The 15,809-nt window shown below is 70.1% G+C and carries 17 protein-coding genes; 15 read left to right on the plus strand and 2 right to left on the minus strand.

The features are described 5' to 3' along the window. Nucleotides 1-88: 88 nt before the first annotated feature. From ACFSVL_RS43090 to ACFSVL_RS43115, 6 genes are all read left to right on the plus strand, one after another. On the plus strand, nucleotides 89-1,264 hold the full coding sequence (locus tag ACFSVL_RS43090) for a sensor histidine kinase (protein ID WP_378313391.1): 1,176 nt from the start codon (nucleotides 89-91) through the stop codon (nucleotides 1,262-1,264). Beyond that, nucleotides 1,261-1,878: a response regulator gene (locus ACFSVL_RS43095; RefSeq protein ID WP_378313393.1), complete on the plus strand. Its 618-nt coding sequence runs from the start codon at nucleotides 1,261-1,263 to the stop codon at nucleotides 1,876-1,878. Before ACFSVL_RS43090 ends, ACFSVL_RS43095 begins: the two co-directional genes overlap by 4 nt. 535 nt (nucleotides 1,879-2,413) lie before the next feature. Further along, nucleotides 2,414-2,698: a hypothetical protein gene (locus ACFSVL_RS43100; protein WP_378313395.1), complete on the plus strand. Its 285-nt coding sequence runs from the start codon at nucleotides 2,414-2,416 to the stop codon at nucleotides 2,696-2,698. 105 nt (nucleotides 2,699-2,803) lie between these two features. Next, complete coding sequence (locus tag ACFSVL_RS43105) at nucleotides 2,804-3,757, plus strand: hypothetical protein (RefSeq protein ID WP_378313397.1); 954 nt, start codon at nucleotides 2,804-2,806, stop codon at nucleotides 3,755-3,757. Between the two features lie 134 nt (nucleotides 3,758-3,891). Beyond that, a complete protein-coding gene (locus ACFSVL_RS43110; protein WP_378313580.1) occupies nucleotides 3,892-4,467 on the plus strand; it encodes a GNAT family N-acetyltransferase in 576 nt (191 codons plus the stop codon). 50 nt (nucleotides 4,468-4,517) lie between these two features. Continuing rightward, nucleotides 4,518-4,889, plus strand: a complete 372-nt coding sequence (locus ACFSVL_RS43115) for a VOC family protein (protein WP_378313399.1) — start codon at nucleotides 4,518-4,520, stop codon at nucleotides 4,887-4,889. On the opposite strand, the gene ACFSVL_RS43120 is transcribed toward ACFSVL_RS43115, so the two are convergent. Both ACFSVL_RS43120 and ACFSVL_RS43125 read right to left on the minus strand, forming a co-directional pair. Then, complete coding sequence (locus tag ACFSVL_RS43120; RefSeq protein WP_378313401.1) at nucleotides 4,778-6,001, minus strand: cytochrome P450; 1,224 nt, start codon at nucleotides 5,999-6,001, stop codon at nucleotides 4,778-4,780. The two genes, ACFSVL_RS43115 and ACFSVL_RS43120, sit on opposite strands and share 112 nt — an antisense overlap. Nucleotides 6,002-6,212: 211 nt before the next feature. After that, complete coding sequence (locus ACFSVL_RS43125) at nucleotides 6,213-6,758, minus strand: helix-turn-helix domain-containing protein (protein ID WP_378313403.1); 546 nt, start codon at nucleotides 6,756-6,758, stop codon at nucleotides 6,213-6,215. A 66-nt stretch (nucleotides 6,759-6,824) separates the two neighbouring features. Here ACFSVL_RS43125 and ACFSVL_RS43130 point away from each other — a divergent pair, with 66 nt between their 5' ends. The 9 genes from ACFSVL_RS43130 to ACFSVL_RS43170 all read left to right on the plus strand — a co-directional run bounded on the left by ACFSVL_RS43130 (nucleotide 6,825) and on the right by ACFSVL_RS43170 (nucleotide 15,774). Beyond that, a complete protein-coding gene (locus tag ACFSVL_RS43130) occupies nucleotides 6,825-8,168 on the plus strand; it encodes a M20/M25/M40 family metallo-hydrolase (RefSeq protein WP_378313405.1) in 1,344 nt (447 codons plus the stop codon). Between the two features lie 87 nt (nucleotides 8,169-8,255). Further along, complete coding sequence (locus ACFSVL_RS43135; protein ID WP_378313406.1) at nucleotides 8,256-9,554, plus strand: MFS transporter; 1,299 nt, start codon at nucleotides 8,256-8,258, stop codon at nucleotides 9,552-9,554. A gap of 114 nt (nucleotides 9,555-9,668) precedes the next feature. Further along, entirely contained in the window at nucleotides 9,669-10,565 is an 897-nt protein-coding gene (locus ACFSVL_RS43140) for a dihydrodipicolinate synthase family protein (RefSeq protein WP_378313408.1), read from the plus strand. A gap of 25 nt (nucleotides 10,566-10,590) precedes the next feature. Beyond that, nucleotides 10,591-11,592, plus strand: coding sequence for a proline racemase family protein (locus tag ACFSVL_RS43145; protein WP_378313410.1), 1,002 nt, complete (start codon nucleotides 10,591-10,593; stop codon nucleotides 11,590-11,592). Continuing rightward, the gene (locus tag ACFSVL_RS43150) at nucleotides 11,589-12,740 is read left to right on the plus strand and encodes an NAD(P)/FAD-dependent oxidoreductase (protein WP_378313411.1); all 1,152 of its coding nucleotides are present in this window, start codon (nucleotides 11,589-11,591) and stop codon (nucleotides 12,738-12,740) included. Before ACFSVL_RS43145 ends, ACFSVL_RS43150 begins: the two co-directional genes overlap by 4 nt. Then, a complete protein-coding gene (locus tag ACFSVL_RS43155; protein WP_378313413.1) occupies nucleotides 12,737-12,994 on the plus strand; it encodes a (2Fe-2S)-binding protein in 258 nt (85 codons plus the stop codon). The genes ACFSVL_RS43150 and ACFSVL_RS43155 overlap by 4 nt, the downstream gene beginning before the upstream one ends. Continuing rightward, nucleotides 12,987-14,411: an FAD/NAD(P)-dependent oxidoreductase gene (locus tag ACFSVL_RS43160; RefSeq protein WP_378313415.1), complete on the plus strand. Its 1,425-nt coding sequence runs from the start codon at nucleotides 12,987-12,989 to the stop codon at nucleotides 14,409-14,411. The genes ACFSVL_RS43155 and ACFSVL_RS43160 overlap by 8 nt, the downstream gene beginning before the upstream one ends. Then, complete coding sequence (locus tag ACFSVL_RS43165) at nucleotides 14,408-15,082, plus strand: GntR family transcriptional regulator (protein ID WP_378313417.1); 675 nt, start codon at nucleotides 14,408-14,410, stop codon at nucleotides 15,080-15,082. Before ACFSVL_RS43160 ends, ACFSVL_RS43165 begins: the two co-directional genes overlap by 4 nt. Continuing rightward, nucleotides 15,082-15,774: a helix-turn-helix transcriptional regulator gene (locus ACFSVL_RS43170; RefSeq protein WP_378313419.1), complete on the plus strand. Its 693-nt coding sequence runs from the start codon at nucleotides 15,082-15,084 to the stop codon at nucleotides 15,772-15,774. The genes ACFSVL_RS43165 and ACFSVL_RS43170 overlap by 1 nt, the downstream gene beginning before the upstream one ends. Nucleotides 15,775-15,809: the final 35 nt, after the last annotated feature.

The following is a 15,809-nucleotide window of genomic DNA, read 5'->3' on the forward strand; positions in this document are numbered from 1 at the left end:
CCGGAATCGATGGGCGCACTCGCCGCTCAACCTTTCGATTGATGCGAATTCCGGCCGGAGCACGGACAATCGGGGGAGGAGGCTTTGAGTGAACCCGCACACCCTCGACCGGCCGTTGCGCGTGCTGCGCGTGTGCCTGCACCTCCTGCTGGCCGGGCTGCTGGTGCTCGCTGTCGCGCGCGCGTTCGCCGACGGCGTCCCGCACGCGCCCGCGGTGCTGGCGGGCGCGCTGGTGATGGGCGGCGTCTACACCGCGGGCCCGCTGCTGCCCCGCGTCGGCAGGCTGCCGGGTGCGACGGCGGGCTGGCTGGCCGTGCTCGGCGTCGCCTGGCTCGTGCTGCTGTGGCTCACTCCGGACGGCGTGTGGCTGGCTTTCCCGCTGTACTTCCTGCAAATGCACCTGCTGCCGACCCGCTGGGGCCCGGCCGTCGTCGCGCTGACCACCGTGCTGGCGATCGCCGGTTTCACCCGCCACCAAGGCGGATTCAGCGTCGGCGTGATCATCGGCCCCGCGCTCGGGGCTGCGGTCGCGGTCGCCACCGTGCTCGGCTACCAGGCGCTCTACCGCGAAAGCGAACAACGGCGGCGCTTGATCGAGGAACTGCGCGAGACCCGCAACGACCTCGCCGCGATGGAACACTCCGCCGGCGTCCTAGCCGAACGGGAACGACTGGCGAGGGAAATCCACGACACCCTGGCACAGGGCCTGTCGAGCATCCACCTGCTGCTCCGCGCCGCCGAACGCGCCCTGCCCGACCGCCCCGACGCCGCAGTCCCGCACGTCACGCAGGCCAGACAAGCCGCCCAGGACAACCTCACCGAAGCTCGCCGTCTCGTCTACGCCCTGGCTCCGGTGGAGCTGGAAGGCGCCTCCCTGCCTGCCGCGCTGGAACGCCTCTGCGCGACCACCCAGCAACGTTCCGGTCTGACTGTCCACTTTCACCTCAGCGGCACCCCGTTCGACGCGCCGACCGCGTACGAGGTGGCCCTGCTGCGCATCGCCCAGTCGGCGCTGGCCAACACCGTCCGGCACGCCGCGGCGAGCCGGGCCGAACTGACCTTGAGTTACATGGACACGAGCATCACGCTGGACGCCGTGGACGACGGCACCGGCTTCGACCCGCAAGCCGTCCGCGGCGGCAGCGGCTTCGGCCTCCCCGCGATGCGCGCCCGCGCCCGCTCCCTCGGCGGCTCGTGGACCGTGGAATCGTCGCCCGGCCACGGCACCGCGCTGGCGGTCAGCTTCCCGGTGGAGCCGCGATGATCCGCCTCCTGCTGGCCGACGACCACCCCGTGGTGCGCGCCGGACTGCGCGCCGTCCTGGAAACGGAACCGGACCTGGAAGTCATCGCCGAAGCCTCCTCCGCGGAAGAAGCCGTGCGGCTGGCCGGCGGCGTCGACGTGGTGCTGATGGATTTGCAATTCGGCTCCGGAATGCACGGTTCCGAAGCGACCGCGGAAATCACCGCCGCACCGGACGCGCCGAAAGTCCTGGTCCTGACGACTTACGACACCGACGGCGACATCCTGGCCGCGATCGAAGCGGGCGCGACCGGGTATCTGCTGAAGGACGCCCCGCCGGAGGACCTCGCCGCCGCGGTGCGCAACGCCGCCGCCGGACAGACCGTGCTGGCCCCGGCGGTCGCCCACCGCCTGATGAACCGCATGCGCACCCCGGCGGCCGCGTTGTCGCCCCGGGAGATCGAGGTGCTGGGCCTGGTCGCGGACGGACTGTCGAATCTGGAAATCAGCAAACGGCTGTTTTTGAGCCAGGCGACGGTGAAATCGCATCTGGTGCACATTTACACGAAACTGGGAGTGGATTCCCGGACCGCGGCGGTGGCGGCGGGGAAGGAGCGGGGGCTGCTCCGCCGCTGACCGTCTGCGCGAGGTTCCGGCTGAGGTCAGTGAGGGGAGCTTGGAGGGAATCTGCGCCGGTGCGGGTTCCCCTCGCGGCGGACGGCGAAGCTGGTGCCAGGGGTTTAGCGGGTGCGGGCGGTCGGCGAGGGGCCCGGCACAGGCGTGGATTCCCAGGCCGGGGACTTGCGGCGTCGTCGCAGGGTGTGGTTGAGGCGGGTTGGCCCGGGCCCGCGAGCTGACGCGGCTCCCGTCGGGGTCTGCTCGTCTGTGAGGGGAGCCCTGAGGGAATCAGATTCTCTCAGGGAGGCCCTCACGGACAGCCAGAAAGGGTCAAATGTGCGCAAGTCGGGCATTTTGCCGAGATTGGCGTCCTTTGTGGACGGTCGGCAGGCTGGGGGCGTCCGGCTTATGTTCCCGGCAGGGGAATCAGGTTCCCTCGCGGACTGCGAACCCCGCTGCGGGCGTCGACTGCGCTGATCAGTGTCGGAGTAACGACGCGGGCCGCTTCCCGCGTTCTCAATGATGTCAAGAATGCCGGACCGAGGGAGGCGTCGTGAAAGAGCATTGGAAAGACGAACCGGACGAACACGATTATCCGGCCGCATTCGACTACCTCACTCTCGTCGCGTCTGAGGAAACCGTGGCCAAACTCGTCGATCAACTGAAGAAAGCGGACCTGACGCACCGCAAGGCGCTCTCGCCGGTGCTGCTCGTGCGCGGGCACGGCCACCCCGGGTTCGCGACGGCCGACGACCTGGTCATCGCGGACGGTTACCACCGCGTGTGCGCTTCGTATCACCTCGACGAGAACGCGGACATTCCGTGCAAATTGATGTGAGCCCCGGCCGGATTTCGAAATGATTGCGAAGACCGGCCGCTCGTAACGCCTGCCCCCGGTTGTCGATCTTTCGATGCGAGATCGGCGAGGGGTGAGGCGGAGGAAGTGGACGAGCACGACATCGAAAACCATCCGGACCTGATGAATCCGGACTGGCAGCGGCACGCCGAGAAGGAAGCCTGGACCGGCCTGCGCCGGGAGCGGCGGAAGGCACGCTGGCGCAGGCGGGTGGTGATCGGGGCCGCGGTGGCGGTGGTCGCGGCCGCGGCGGGGGTCTACGTGTGGCAGCGGGGGACGAGGGCGGAGGAGGTCGCAAAACCGGGGTCAGCGCCCGCGCACGCCACGACCGCGCCCGCGCCGACCGACCTGCCCGCTTACGCGAGCGTCGACCTGACCCGGCCGTTCGACCACACCCCGGCGCAGAACTGGCCCGAGGGCATCGCCGGGCTGACCGTCCCGGCGCCGGCGAAGGTCGGCTCGTTCTCCGCGAAGCAGGTCGGCGACGCGCAGGAGCAGGTCAAACACGCGATCGTCGTCGCGCATTTCGACCGGAACACCATCGAGGGACACCAACCCGACGCCTACGTCGGCCTCTTCGCTCCGGACGCCCGGGCGGAAATCCAGGCCAACCCTCCGGCATACGTCGTCTACCTGGCCGACGGCACCCATCTGCTGCCCGTGCCGCCGAGGATGACCGGGACGATGACGGTCCGGCCGGGCGAGGCGGGCGAGCTGGTCCTGCACGTCACCTACGTGGTGGCCTACGCCTTCGACCCCGGCAACCGCGGCGTCGAGGGTCCGGCCGACCTGGAGCCGTTCGTCCGGGTGGAAGCCGACTACGTCGTGCGCGGCGGCACGGCGTGGGAGCCGGGCGGCCGCGGTCTGTGGATCGACGAGTTCTGGGCGTACTACACCAGCATCTCGTGCGAGGACCGGAAGGCGGAGCGGCTCGGGCCCGCCTTCCACGACCCGACGTTCACCGGGCCGTCGCTGACTCCCGAGCCCGGGCAGTTCGACCCGGCCAAACCCGTTCCGGAGAAGGGAAACTGCCTGCACTGACGGCCCGGTCCGGGCGGTCCGGCTCCGCGGCGCCCGGCCGCCCGGTACCATCACTCCCGATGATCACGAATGCGTCTCGGCCGGTCCGGTCCGGAGCCGTCGCCCCGTGGCGGGTCGACGAGGTCGGGCGGAAGGTGCGGCTGCGCGAGGTCCGCCCCGGCGACCAGCGCACCCTCACCGGGTTCGACCGGGGGTCCGCGCGCGTCGGAGATCCCCAGGTCGGCGGCTACCGGCACTGGGCGACCCACCGCGGCCACGCCTCCCCGGACGGGTTCCACTTCGCGATCGAGACGCTGCACAACCGGACGCTGGTCGGCTCCGTCTGGGTCGAGACCGATCCGTTCTCCGGCCGGTTCAGCTACGGCATCGGGATCGGCCCGCAGCACCGCCGCTGCGGATACGCCGCCGACGCGGTCGCGCTGCTGCTCGCGTTCATGTTCGGGCGCTGCCGGTACCGCGCGTGCGAGGTCAGCGTCAACGGCAGCAATTTCGCCTCGCTGGCGCTGCACGGCGAATTGGGCTTCCGGGAGGCGGCCCGGCTGCGGGACGCGGAGCTGCTGCGCGGGGAGATCAAGTATCCGGTGCTGATGAGCATCACGGCGGAGCAGTTCGCGGCGCGCGCCGCGGTGCGCGACCAGGGCCGTTCTTCGCGCGGACGGCATTGGCGGGTCCAGCGGCCGGGGCGGCACCGCCGGGTCGCCTTCTCGTAAGCTCCCATTTCTCCAAGCCCCCGGATCGCCCGATCTGCGACGCTGCCCGGGTGATCAAGCGCATCATCGCCTACGTCGAGGGTCCGGACGACGCCGCGACCCGCGACTTCTACGTCAACGTCCTCGGCCTCGACGTCGCCATGGACCACCCCGTGCTCGGCCTCCGCAGCAGCGACGACCCGGCCGCGCAGGTGCTCGTCCTGCCGCCGGGCAGCACCGATCCGGTCCCGCGCTGGGGAATCGACCTCGGCGAGCCGGCGGCGGTCGAGCGGGCCCACGCCGAGGCGGTCCGGCGCGGGCTGCGCGTCGTCTACCCGCTCACGGACGAATCGTGGGGCGTGCGGCGGTTTTTCGTCGAAGACCCGGGCGGCACGGTGGTCAACGTGCTCGCCCACGTGACGGGCAGTTCGCGCACCGAGTAGAAGATCGCGTTCTCCCGGAACTCCAGGCGATCCAGGGGCACGGCGAGCGCCAGACCGGGGATCCGCCGCAGCGCCGAGTACGCGACCTTCAGCTCCACCCGGGCCAGCGGCGCGCCGAGGCAGAGGTGCCGTCCGTAGCCGAACGCGACGTGGTGCCGAGCCGGGCGGAGGGCGTCGAACCGGTCGGGCTCCGGGAAGGCCAGCGGGTCCCGGTTGGCGGTGCTCTTCACCGCGACGATGCCCTCGCCCGCGCGGATCACCTGGCCGCCGATCTCCAGATCCGCCAAAGCGACCCGGCGCGCTTCGGTGTGCGTGATCGACAAGTAGCGCAACAGTTCCTCGGTCGGATCCGCTGACGAATCGCGGAACTGCTCCGGATGCGTCAGCAGCACAGCGGTGCCGAGCGCGATCATGGCGGCGGTGGTGTCGTGGCCCGCCACCAGCAGAAGCTGGCCCAGTACGGCGATCTCGTGCGGGGGCAGCGCGCCGGTCAGCTTGCGGAGCAACCCCGGCCCGGCGGTTTTCGCGGTGACGAGGTCTTCCAGGTAGGCGTTCAGCTCTTCGCTGGCGGCGACCGCGCGCGCCGGGTCCGGGTCGTCCATGACCAGCGTGCGGGCCACGTTCTGGAAGAAGTCGCGATCCGCGTAGGGGACGCCGAGCAGTTCGCAGATCACCAGCGAGGGGAGCGGCAGCGCGAACGCCTCGACCAAGTCGGCCGGGTTCGGTCCGGCGAGCAGCCGGTCCAGGAGGTCGTCGACGATCTCCTGGACGCGCGGCCGCAGCGCCGCCATTTTCCGGACGGTGAACTCCGGGGCCAGGATCCGCCGCTGCGCGGTGTGCTCCGGCGGATCCATCTGCATCAAGGTCTTCATCCGCGCGTCGCGCGCCTTGCTGACCGCGTTGGTGTGCGGGAAACCGGGCTGCGCGACGTCGACGCTCACCCGCGGATCCGCCAGCACCGCACGGACATCGGCGTACCGGGTGATCAGCCAGGGCTCGCTGCCGTCCCACAGCCGCACCCGCGACACCGGCGCCCGCCTTGTCAATCCGGGAGCGGGGGCGAAGGGGCACTCCGCCGCCCGCGCCATCGGAAAGGTCTCGCCGCTGCTCATGGAAGCTCCTCACGTCGGATTGCCTGTGCTCGCAGCTTGGCTGCGCGGGGTGCCCCGGTAATCAGGCAAAACGGACGTGAGGTGCGTCACTTCATGGTCGGGCTACCTGGTCCTGGCCGGACGGCCGAGCGCGGGGTTGTCGTTCCGGATGCGGGCTCCGTCGATCCTGGCTGTGCATGGACAGGACGAACTGGTGCCCGAGCACGCCCGTTCAGTCCGTCGCCGCGTCCGGTTCGCCCGGGCGTTCGACCACGCTCCACAGGAACGAATGCCTGCGGCCGGACGGTTCTTCGCGGGCGACGAACTCGTCCAGCAGCGCGTCCAGCCGGGTCTGCAGCTCGGCCGCCGCCTCGTCGCTCAGCCGCACCACGCCGCGGCGGGTCTGCTGGATCGACTCCGGGGCGCTTTCGAGCATCTCGGCGCGGTGCGCGTCGAGGGTCGCCAGTTCGACGCGGGCGGTCAGCGCCGGGTCGCCCGCCTGGTCGAGGTCGAGATGCCAGGTCCGCCGGGTCGTCCGGTAGGGGCGTTCCCACGCTCCGAGGTCGCTCCGGCGGGCTGGTTCGGCGACCAGGAACCCGGCTTCGGCGAGCGCGTGCACCCGGCGCAGCACGGTGGCCGGGGACTCGTCCAGCCGCTTCGCCAGCTGCTGGTTCGTCCACGCGGAGTCCAGGCACAGCCGCAGGATCCGCCAGCTCAGCGGGTGGGCGAGCGCGCGCAGGTCGTCGGCGGTCGCCTGGCGCGGGAGACGGTCGTCCATTGACAGCAGCTTAGCCGATTTGCTTCGATGGTATCGATATCAGAAAGTGAAATCACTGGAGGACGGGTGCGCCGCATCGAGTCGTACGTGGAGCGGAACCGGGAACGGCACGAGGCGGAGCTGGCCGAATGGATCGGCATTCCGAGCGTGAGCGCGACCGGCGAGGGCATGGCCGAGGCGGCCGGGTTCGCGTGCGGGTTGCTGCGGCGCAGCGGACTCGACGCGCGGCAGGTCGAGACCGGCGGCTGGCCGCTGGTAGTGGGCCACGCGGAAGGTCCGGCGGGCGCTCCGCACGTGGTGATCTACGGCCATTACGACGTCCAGCCGGCCGGCCCGCTGTCCGCTTGGGACAGTCCGCCGTTCGAGGCCACGATCCGGGACGGCCGGATGTACGGGCGCGGCACGGGGGACAACAAGGGGCAGCACCTCGCGCAGCTGCTCGCGTTGCGCGCGCTCGCCGAGACGGGCGAACTTCCGTGCAGCGTCACGGTTTTGCTCGACGGCGAGGAAGAGATCGGCAGCCCGAACCTGGAGGCCGCGCTCGCCGGGTTGCGCGACGAGTGGGACGCGGATCTCGTGCTGTGGAGCGACGGGCCGGTGCACGACAGCGGCGAACCGACGGTCAGCCTCGGGGTGCGCGGCGCCGTCCGGTTCGAGATCCGGGTGCCCGGCGCGCCCGCCGCGCTGCACTCGGGAAACTGGGGCGGGGTCGGGCCGAACCCGGCCTGGGAACTGGTGTGGCTGCTGTCGACGATGCGCTCGCCCGAAGGCGAAATCCTGGTCAAGGGGTTCGCCGACGGCATGGTTCCGCTGAGCCCGTCGGAACGGGACGCGCTGGACGCGCTGCCGGTCGACGTGCCCGCCGCGCTCGCCGAGGTCGGGCTGGACCGGATGGACGTGCCGGACGGCGCCGGCTTCAACGACCGGCTCGCCCTGCCGACGTTCAGCATCAACTCGCTGTCCTGTTTGGACGAAGGAGACCACCGCACGGTGATCCCGGCCGTCGCGGTCGCCCGGTGCGACATCCGGACCGTGGGCGGCCAGCGTGCTTCGACGGTCATCGAGGCGTTGCGCGCGCACCTCGCCGAACACCTTCCGCACGCCGAACTGCACGTCCCGGGCGGACTGATGGAAGCGTCCCGGACGTTGCCGGAATCGGCTTACACCACGGTGATCACCGACGCGGTCAGCGCGGCCGCGGGACGTCCGGCGGTGCTGGTGCCCGCGATGGGCGGCAGCCTGCCGATCGCCGCGCTGTCCGACGGGCTCGGGCTGCCGTGCTACGGCGTCCCGCTGGCGAACGTCGACGAGCACAACCACGGCCCGAACGAGAATTTCGAACTCGCCCGTTTCCACGCCGGAATCACCGCCGCCGCCAACGTTCTGCTCGAACTCGGCAAGCAGCGCTGATCTCCCGCACATGGTCTGTTCCCGGCCGCTGTGCCGGGAACCGCGATTCACCAATGACGCCGAACCGCTATCGCCTCGGAGGCGATCATGTCGATCCCCGCCCCGGATTCCCCCGCCACGCAAGACAATCCGGCTGAAGACCGTCCCTCGCCGCGCTCGTCCCGGATCGTGCTGGCGGCCACGATCGGCAACACCCTGGAATGGTTCAGCCTCGGGGCCTACACGTTGTTCGCCGACGTGCTGGCGAAACAGTTCTTCCCCGCGACCGACCCGGCGGTCTCGCTGATGCTGGCCTTCGCGAGCGTCGCGGTCGCCTACCTGATCCGCCCGTTCGGCGGGATGATCCTCGGGTCATACGCCGACCGCGCGGGCCGCAAAGCCGCGCTGGTGTGGTCGATCCGGATCATGGCGGTCGCCTCGCTGCTGATCGCGGTCATGCCGAACTACGCGACGATCGGGATCGCGGCGCCGATCGGGCTCGTGTTCGCCAACCTGCTGCAGGGATTCTCGGCGGGCGGCGAATTCGGCAGCGCGACCGCGTACCTGGTGGAGAGCAACCGGAAACGGCGCGGGTTCATGGGCAGCTGGGGCGCGGCGAGCCAGGGGCTGAGCACGCTGCTGGGCATCGTGTTCGCCGCCGTGCTGAGCGCGGTGCTGACCGACCAGCAGCTCGGGTCGTGGGGCTGGCGGATCCCGTTCGCCTTCGGCCTGCTCATCGCGCCGATCGGCTACTACCTTCGCAGGCACGTGGAGGAATCCCCGGCGTTCGAACAGGACGCGGCGGGCTCCCCGCTGCGGGAGGTGCTGCGCTCGCAGAAGACCCGGATCCTGGTCGCGATGGGCGCGATGGCGGTGTCGACGGCGATCAGCTACCTCATCATCTACATGCCGACCTTCGCCATCCGGAACCTCGGCCTGCCCAAATCGCTGGCCTTCACCACGACGATCGTCACCCAGATCGTGCTGACCGTGCTCGCGCCGGTCGCCGGGCGGCTGTCCGACCGCACCGGCCGGATCCCGCTGATGGCGGCGGCCTGTTCGGTGATGCTGCTGGCGATCTTCCCGCTGTTCCTCGCGCTGAACAGCCAGCCGACGTTCGCCGTGATGACCGCGGTGATGGCCGCGATCGGCCTGGTCAAGGTCTGGTACGTCGGCCCGCTGGGCACGATGATGGCCGACGTCTTCCCGACCCGGACCCGCGCGACCGGGCTGTCGGTCAGCTACAACATCACCGCGTCGCTGTTCGGCAGGTTCACGCCGCTGGTGGTGATCTGGCTGATCGAGGTCACCGGGAGCAATCTGGCGCCGAGCTACTACGTGATGGCGCTGGCGGTGCTGAGCCTCGCCGCGCTGGTCTTCGCACGGAAGCGGCTGCGGGTGCGCTGAGACCGGACCCGGTGCGGCAGCGGCCGAAGCGCTGCCGCACCGGCCGAGGGTTGCGCGAGGGAGACGCGACCTGCCAGAGTCAGTGCAATGTCACATGACACACTGGGAGGCTCGATGCGCACCGCCGACCGACCTTGGCGCGGCATCCACGTCGCGACCGCGCTGCCGTTCGACGACGATCTCTCGGTGGACTACGACGGCTTCGCCGAGCACGTCCGGTGGCTCTCCGAAAACGGCATGGACGGCGTGACTCCCAACGGTTCGCTGGGGGAGTACCAGACCCTCACCGCCGAGGAGCGGGCGCGCGTCGTCGAGGTCGCGGTCTCGGCGTCGCCGGACGGTTTCGGGATCATGCCCGGGGTCGCCGCGTACGGCTCGGCCGAGACCTGCCGATGGATCGAGCAGGCGGCACAAGCCGGCGCGCAGTCGGTGCTGCTGCTCCCGCCCAACGCCTACCGGGCCGACGCGGACACGGTCGTCGAGCACTATCGCGCTGCCGCCGCGGTGGGCCTTCCGATCGTGGCCTACAACAACCCGTACGACACCAAGGTCGACTTGACCCCCGACCTGCTCGCGCGGCTCTTCGCCGAAGGATTGATCGTGGCGGTCAAGGAGTTCACCGGCGACGTCCGGCGCGCCTACGAGATCGCCGAGCTGGCTCCGGGGCTCGACGTGCTGGTCGGCAGCGACGACGTGGTGCTCGAACTCGGCATCGCCGGGGCGGTCGGCTGGATCGCCGGATATCCGAACGCGCTGCCGGTTGCGTCCAAGAAGCTCTACGACCTGGCGACGTCGGGGCAAGCGCACGCGGCGCTCCCGTTGTACCGGGATCTGCATCCGTTGCTGCGCTGGGATTCCAAGACCGAGTTCGTCCAGGCGATCAAGGCTTCGATGGACCTGGCCGGACGGAAGGGCGGCGCGTGCCGTCCGCCCCGCCACGCCCTGACCGGCGCCGCCGCGGACCGGGTGACCGCTGCTACGAAGGCGGCGCTCGACAAGGGCTACTGCTGATTCCCGGAAGAGGAGGCGAGAACCGATGAGGACGACGCGGATCATCCACGCGGTCGATTCCCACACCGAAGGAATGCCGACCCGCGTCGTGACCGGCGGGGTCGGCGTGTTCCCCGGCGCGAGTATGGCCGAACGCCGGGTGTGGTTCCAGGAGAACGCCGACGACCTGCGCACCTTCCTCATGTGCGAGCCGCGCGGGCATTCCGCGATGAGCGGGAGCATCCTGCAGCCGCCGACGCGGCCGGACGCCGATTACGGGGTGCTGTTCATCGAGGTCTCCGGCCTGCTGCCGATGTGCGGGCACGGCACGATCGGGACGGCGACGGTCCTGGTCGAAACCGGGATGGTGCCGGTCGTCGAGCCGGTGACCACCGTCCGGCTGGAAACGCCTGCCGGTCTGGTGGTCGCGGAGGTCGCCGTCGAGGACGGGAAGGCCACGTCGGTCACGATTCGCAACGTGCCGTCCTTTTCGCTGGCTCTCGACGCGAGCGTCGCGGTTCCCGGCTTCGGGGACGTGCGGTACGACATCGCGTTCGGCGGGAACTTCTACGCGATCGTCGACCTCGACGACTTGGGCCTGCCGTTCGACCGGAAGGCCAAGAACGAACTGCTCGACGCCGGGCTGAAGATCATGAGCGCGATCAACGAGCACAACGCTCCCCAGCATCCCGAACGACCGGACATCTCCGGATGCCACCACGTTTACCTCAAGGCGCCAGGGTCCGATGCGAAACATTCGCGGCACGCCATGGCCATTCACCCCGGATGGTTCGACCGTTCGCCCTGCGGCACCGGGACGAGCGCCCGGATGGCTCAGCTGCACGCACGCGGAGAATTGGCCCTCGGCAACGATTTCGTCAACGAGTCCTTTATCGGCACCACATTCACCGGGAGGCTGGTCGAGGAAACGACGGTCGGCGGAATTCCGGCCGTCGTCCCGACAATCACCGGACGCGCCTGGATCACCGGCACCGCGCAGTACATGCTCGACCCGACCGATCCGTTCCCCGCCGGGTTCGAGCTGTGACGACGCCGGACGTCCTGATCGTCGGTGCCGGCGCGCTCGGTGCCGCCACGGCGTGGTTCGCCACCCGGGCGGGCCTTTCCGTCGAAGTCGTCGAACAGGGACAGGTGGCCAGCGGCACGACCAGCAGGTGCGAAGGGAATTTGCTGGTCTCAGACAAAGAAGCCGGTCCAGAACTCGATCTCGCGCTCTTGTCGCTGGCTGTCTGGCGCGAGGAGCTTGGCGAACACGGCTCGCTCTGGGAGTTCGAGCAGAAGGGCGGGCTGGTGGTTTCGTCCACTGTGGAGTCCGCGGCCGGGCTGGCGCAGCTCACCGAGCGGCAACGCATTGCCGGGGTCGAGGTGCTCGACCTGGCTCCGGACGCGGTTCCCGAGTACGAGCCGCATTTGACCCGAGACCTTTCCGGGGCAGCGTTTTATCCGCAGGACTGCCAGGTGCAGCCCATGCTGGCGGCGGCTCATCTGCTCCGGATGGCACGCGAGCGCGGCGCCGAGGTACGCACCGGCACCCGGGTCACCGGCTTTCTCCGAGACGGCGACCGGATTCTCGGCGTCCGGACCGATCGCGGAGACCGGTACGGCGGATGCGTCGTCAACGCCGCGGGAACCTGGGCCGGCGAGGTCGCCGCGCTCGCCGGCGTGGACGTCCCGATTCTGCCGCGCCGGGGCTTCATTCTCGTCACGCAACCTTTGCCGCCGACCGTGTTCCACAAGGTGTACGCCGGGGAGTACGTCGCCAGCACCCAAAGTTCCGACGAAGGGCTCCAAACGTCAACGGTGGTCGAGGGAACGCAGTCCGGAACGGTTCTCATCGGCTCCTCCCGCGAGCGGGTGGGCTTCGACCGTTCCGTTTCGCCGCAGGCACTCCGGGAGATCGCCGCGAAGGCGCTCGTGCTCTACCCGTCGCTGCGCCGGACCAAGGTCATGCGCAGCTACCTGGGGTTCCGTCCGTACTGCCCCGATCACCTCCCGGTCATCGGCCCGGATCCGCGGGCACCCGGCCTGTGGCACGCGGCGGGCCACGAGGGCGCTGGCATCGGGCTTTCCGCTGGCACCGCGAAAATCCTCGTCCAATCGCTCCTCGGCGAGGCGACCGACATCGACCTTTCGCCCTTCGCACCCGAACGATTCGCCGTGATGGAGGCCTCGTGACCACGACCGTGACGCTGACCTTCGACGGTCGGCCGCTCACCGCATCGGCCGGGCAGAGTGTCGGCGCGGCACTCACCGACGCCGGGGTGCGCTCCTGGCGGACGACTCGCCGCGCCGGACGGCCGAGGGGCCTGTTCTGCGGGATCGGCGTCTGCTTCGACTGCCTGATCACCGTGGACGACCAGCCGGACCAGCGGGCCTGCCTGGTGCCCGTCCGGGATGGCATGGTGCTTCGGAGCGACTCCGATGAGTAGCTACGACGTGGTCGTGGTCGGCGGCGGTCCCAGCGGCCTCGCCGCCGCAGCCGCAGCGTCCGAAAGCGGCCTGCGCGTGGCGCTTGTCGACGCCTCGGCGCAGATCGGCGGCCAGTACTGGCGCCGGCCGAGCGATCAGGAGGGAGCCAAGTCGCCCGGCGCGACCTTCGAGTCGCTGCGCCGCTGCCTGATCGACGTCGACCATCATCCGGAACACCAGGCCTGGCTCTTCGAACCCGCTACCGGAGACCATCGCCTCCACCTGGCCCCTACCCACGACAGCGTGCGCACCGAAGCCCCGCCGGTCCTCCGCGCACGTTCCCTGATCCTGTGCCCGGGCGCCTACGACCGCCAGCTGCCGATCCCGGGCTGGGACCTCCCCGGGGTCATGGCGGCGGGCGGAGTCCAGGCCCTGGTGAAGGCCCACGGAAGCCTCCCCGGTCGGCGAGCCGTCGTCGCGGGCACCGGGCCTTTCCTGCTTCCAGTAGCCCGGCAACTCGCGGAAGCAGGCGCGGAAGTCGTCGTCTGCGACGCGAACGGCCTCACAGGCTGGCTGCGGACACCGCTCGATGCCCTGGCTGTTCCGTCCAAAATGGCCGAAGCCGCGTCGTACGCTGCTGCCTTCGCGCGGCACCGCATTCCCTTCCGGGCGCGCACGATCGTGGCTGCCATCGAAGGCAGCGAGAAGGTCGACTCGGTGCGGCTTCGCAAGGTCGATCGCGCCGGAAACCCGACTGGCCGCGGCGAGACGATCAACGGGGTCGACCTGGTCGCTCTGGGGTGGGGATTCACCCCGTCCCTTGAGCTGGTCCTCGCCGCGGGAGCTGCCACCCGCGTCGATCTGGACGAGTCGCTGGTCGCCGTGGTCGACGCCTGGCAACGCACCGATGTCGCCGGGGTCTATGCCGCAGGCGAGGCCACCGGAGTCGGCGGGGCGCTCCTCGCGCTTGCCGAAGGCGAGATCGCGGGCCTGGCCGCCGCCAGGGATCACGGCCGCCCCGTGGACCGCCGACGCGCCGAGCGCCTCCAACGCCAGGTCCGGCGGGGGAGAGCGTTCGCAGCCGCCATGCATCGCGCGCACCCCGTGCCTGCGGGCTGGCAGGACTGGCTTGAGCCGGACACCACGGTGTGCCGGTGCGAAGAGGTCACCGTCCAGGACATCCGCGACGCGTGCCAGGACCTGGGAGCCGTCGACGCGCGGACCGCGAAGCTCCTGGCGCGCCCCGGGATGGGCTGGTGCCAGGGCCGCGTATGCGGATTCGCCTCGGCCAAGCTCACCCAAGACAACGGAAAACCCTTGTGCGGCAACGATCTCGCGCCGATGTCCCAGCGGTCGATCGCGATGCCGGTGTCGCTGGAACGCCTCGCGTCGGACGACCTCACTAGGATGGGTCCGGACGAAGAAGGTGACGGATGAGCGCGAACATCCAGGAGTTCGAGAAGACGACACTCCGAGAACGGGTCTTGCGCGCCCTCCGCGCGGCCGTCGTGGCCGGCGAACTCGAACCCGGCACCGTCTACTCCGCGCCGGAGCTGGCCAAGCGGTTCGGGGTATCCGCCACCCCGGTGCGCGAAGCGATGCTCGACCTGGTCCGCGAAGGCCTGGTCGAGACCGTCCCGAACAAGGGCTACCGGGTCACCGAGATGGCCGAGAGCGAACTGGACCAGATCACCGAGCTTCGCCTGCTGATCGAACCGTCGCTGGTCGCCCGCGCGCACATCCCCGACGGCGACCTGTCCGAACTTCGCGCAATGGCCCAGGCCATCGTCGACGGCGCGGCCGCGGGCGACCTGATCGCGTACACCGAGGCGGACCGGGCGTTCCACCTCAGGCTGCTGGAGTACGCCGGAAACGCCCGCGCGACCTCCCTGATCTCCGACCTGCGGGCGCATACCCGCCTGTACGGCCTCGCCGCGTTGTCCGAGCGCGGCGAACTCGAGGAGTCCGCCCGCGAGCACCACGCGATCCTCGACGCGATTTCCGGCGGAAATCCCGGACTGGTCGAGAAACTGATGCGCACCCACATCGGGCATGTGCGAGAGTCGTGGGCCAGCGCCGAGCCGACCCAGCGGAAACGGAAGTCCTGATGGGCCAGGAGTACGCACTGACGTGCGAAGCGATCGACATCGTGCTCTCGGACTCGCCGCAGAAGACGAAGCGCCTTCTGCTGGGCGATGTCCTGCGCCGCATCCTGAAGGCGGACGTCTTCGCCTCCTTCGTCTGCGATGCGTCCGGACCGTACGCCGATCCAGTCCAGCTCGACCTCGGTGACGACGCGCTTCGCGCCTACCACCGGCATTTTCGGCACGTCGACGACCTGACCCCGCGCCTTTTCGCGCGAGGCTGCGCTACGCGGGTCACTCCGGCCGCCGGTTTCTCCGCCGAGTTCGTCCACGACTTCCTGCATCGCGGCGGCATGTACCACGGCATGAACTACTTCCCGGCCGGTGCCGGTCCCGGCTCCGTGGACCTGCGAGTGTGGCGGGGACGCGGCGGCCGCGCCTTCACCGAGGCGGACGCGCAGGTCCTGCAATCGTTCGGGAACCTGGTCGCGCGAACCTGGCCCCGGGAGACCCCGTCCGGCCAGAAGCCGTTGTCCCGGCGCGAAACCCAGGTCGCGGAGCTGGTCGCGGAGGGGTACAGCGACAAGCAGATCGCCGCGGCCCTCGGCATCGCGCCGCCGACTCTGCGGACCCACCTGAGCAACGCGTTCGCCAAGACCGGCGCCACCAACCGCGCGGCTCTGGCGGCGCACCACCTGCGCCATCGTCAGAAATAACGATGGCGGAGACCGCGCGGCATGCCGAGACTCCC

It is taken from the genome of Amycolatopsis silviterrae (assembly GCF_042684085.1).
GTDB lineage: Bacteria > Actinomycetota > Actinomycetes > Mycobacteriales > Pseudonocardiaceae > Amycolatopsis > Amycolatopsis silviterrae.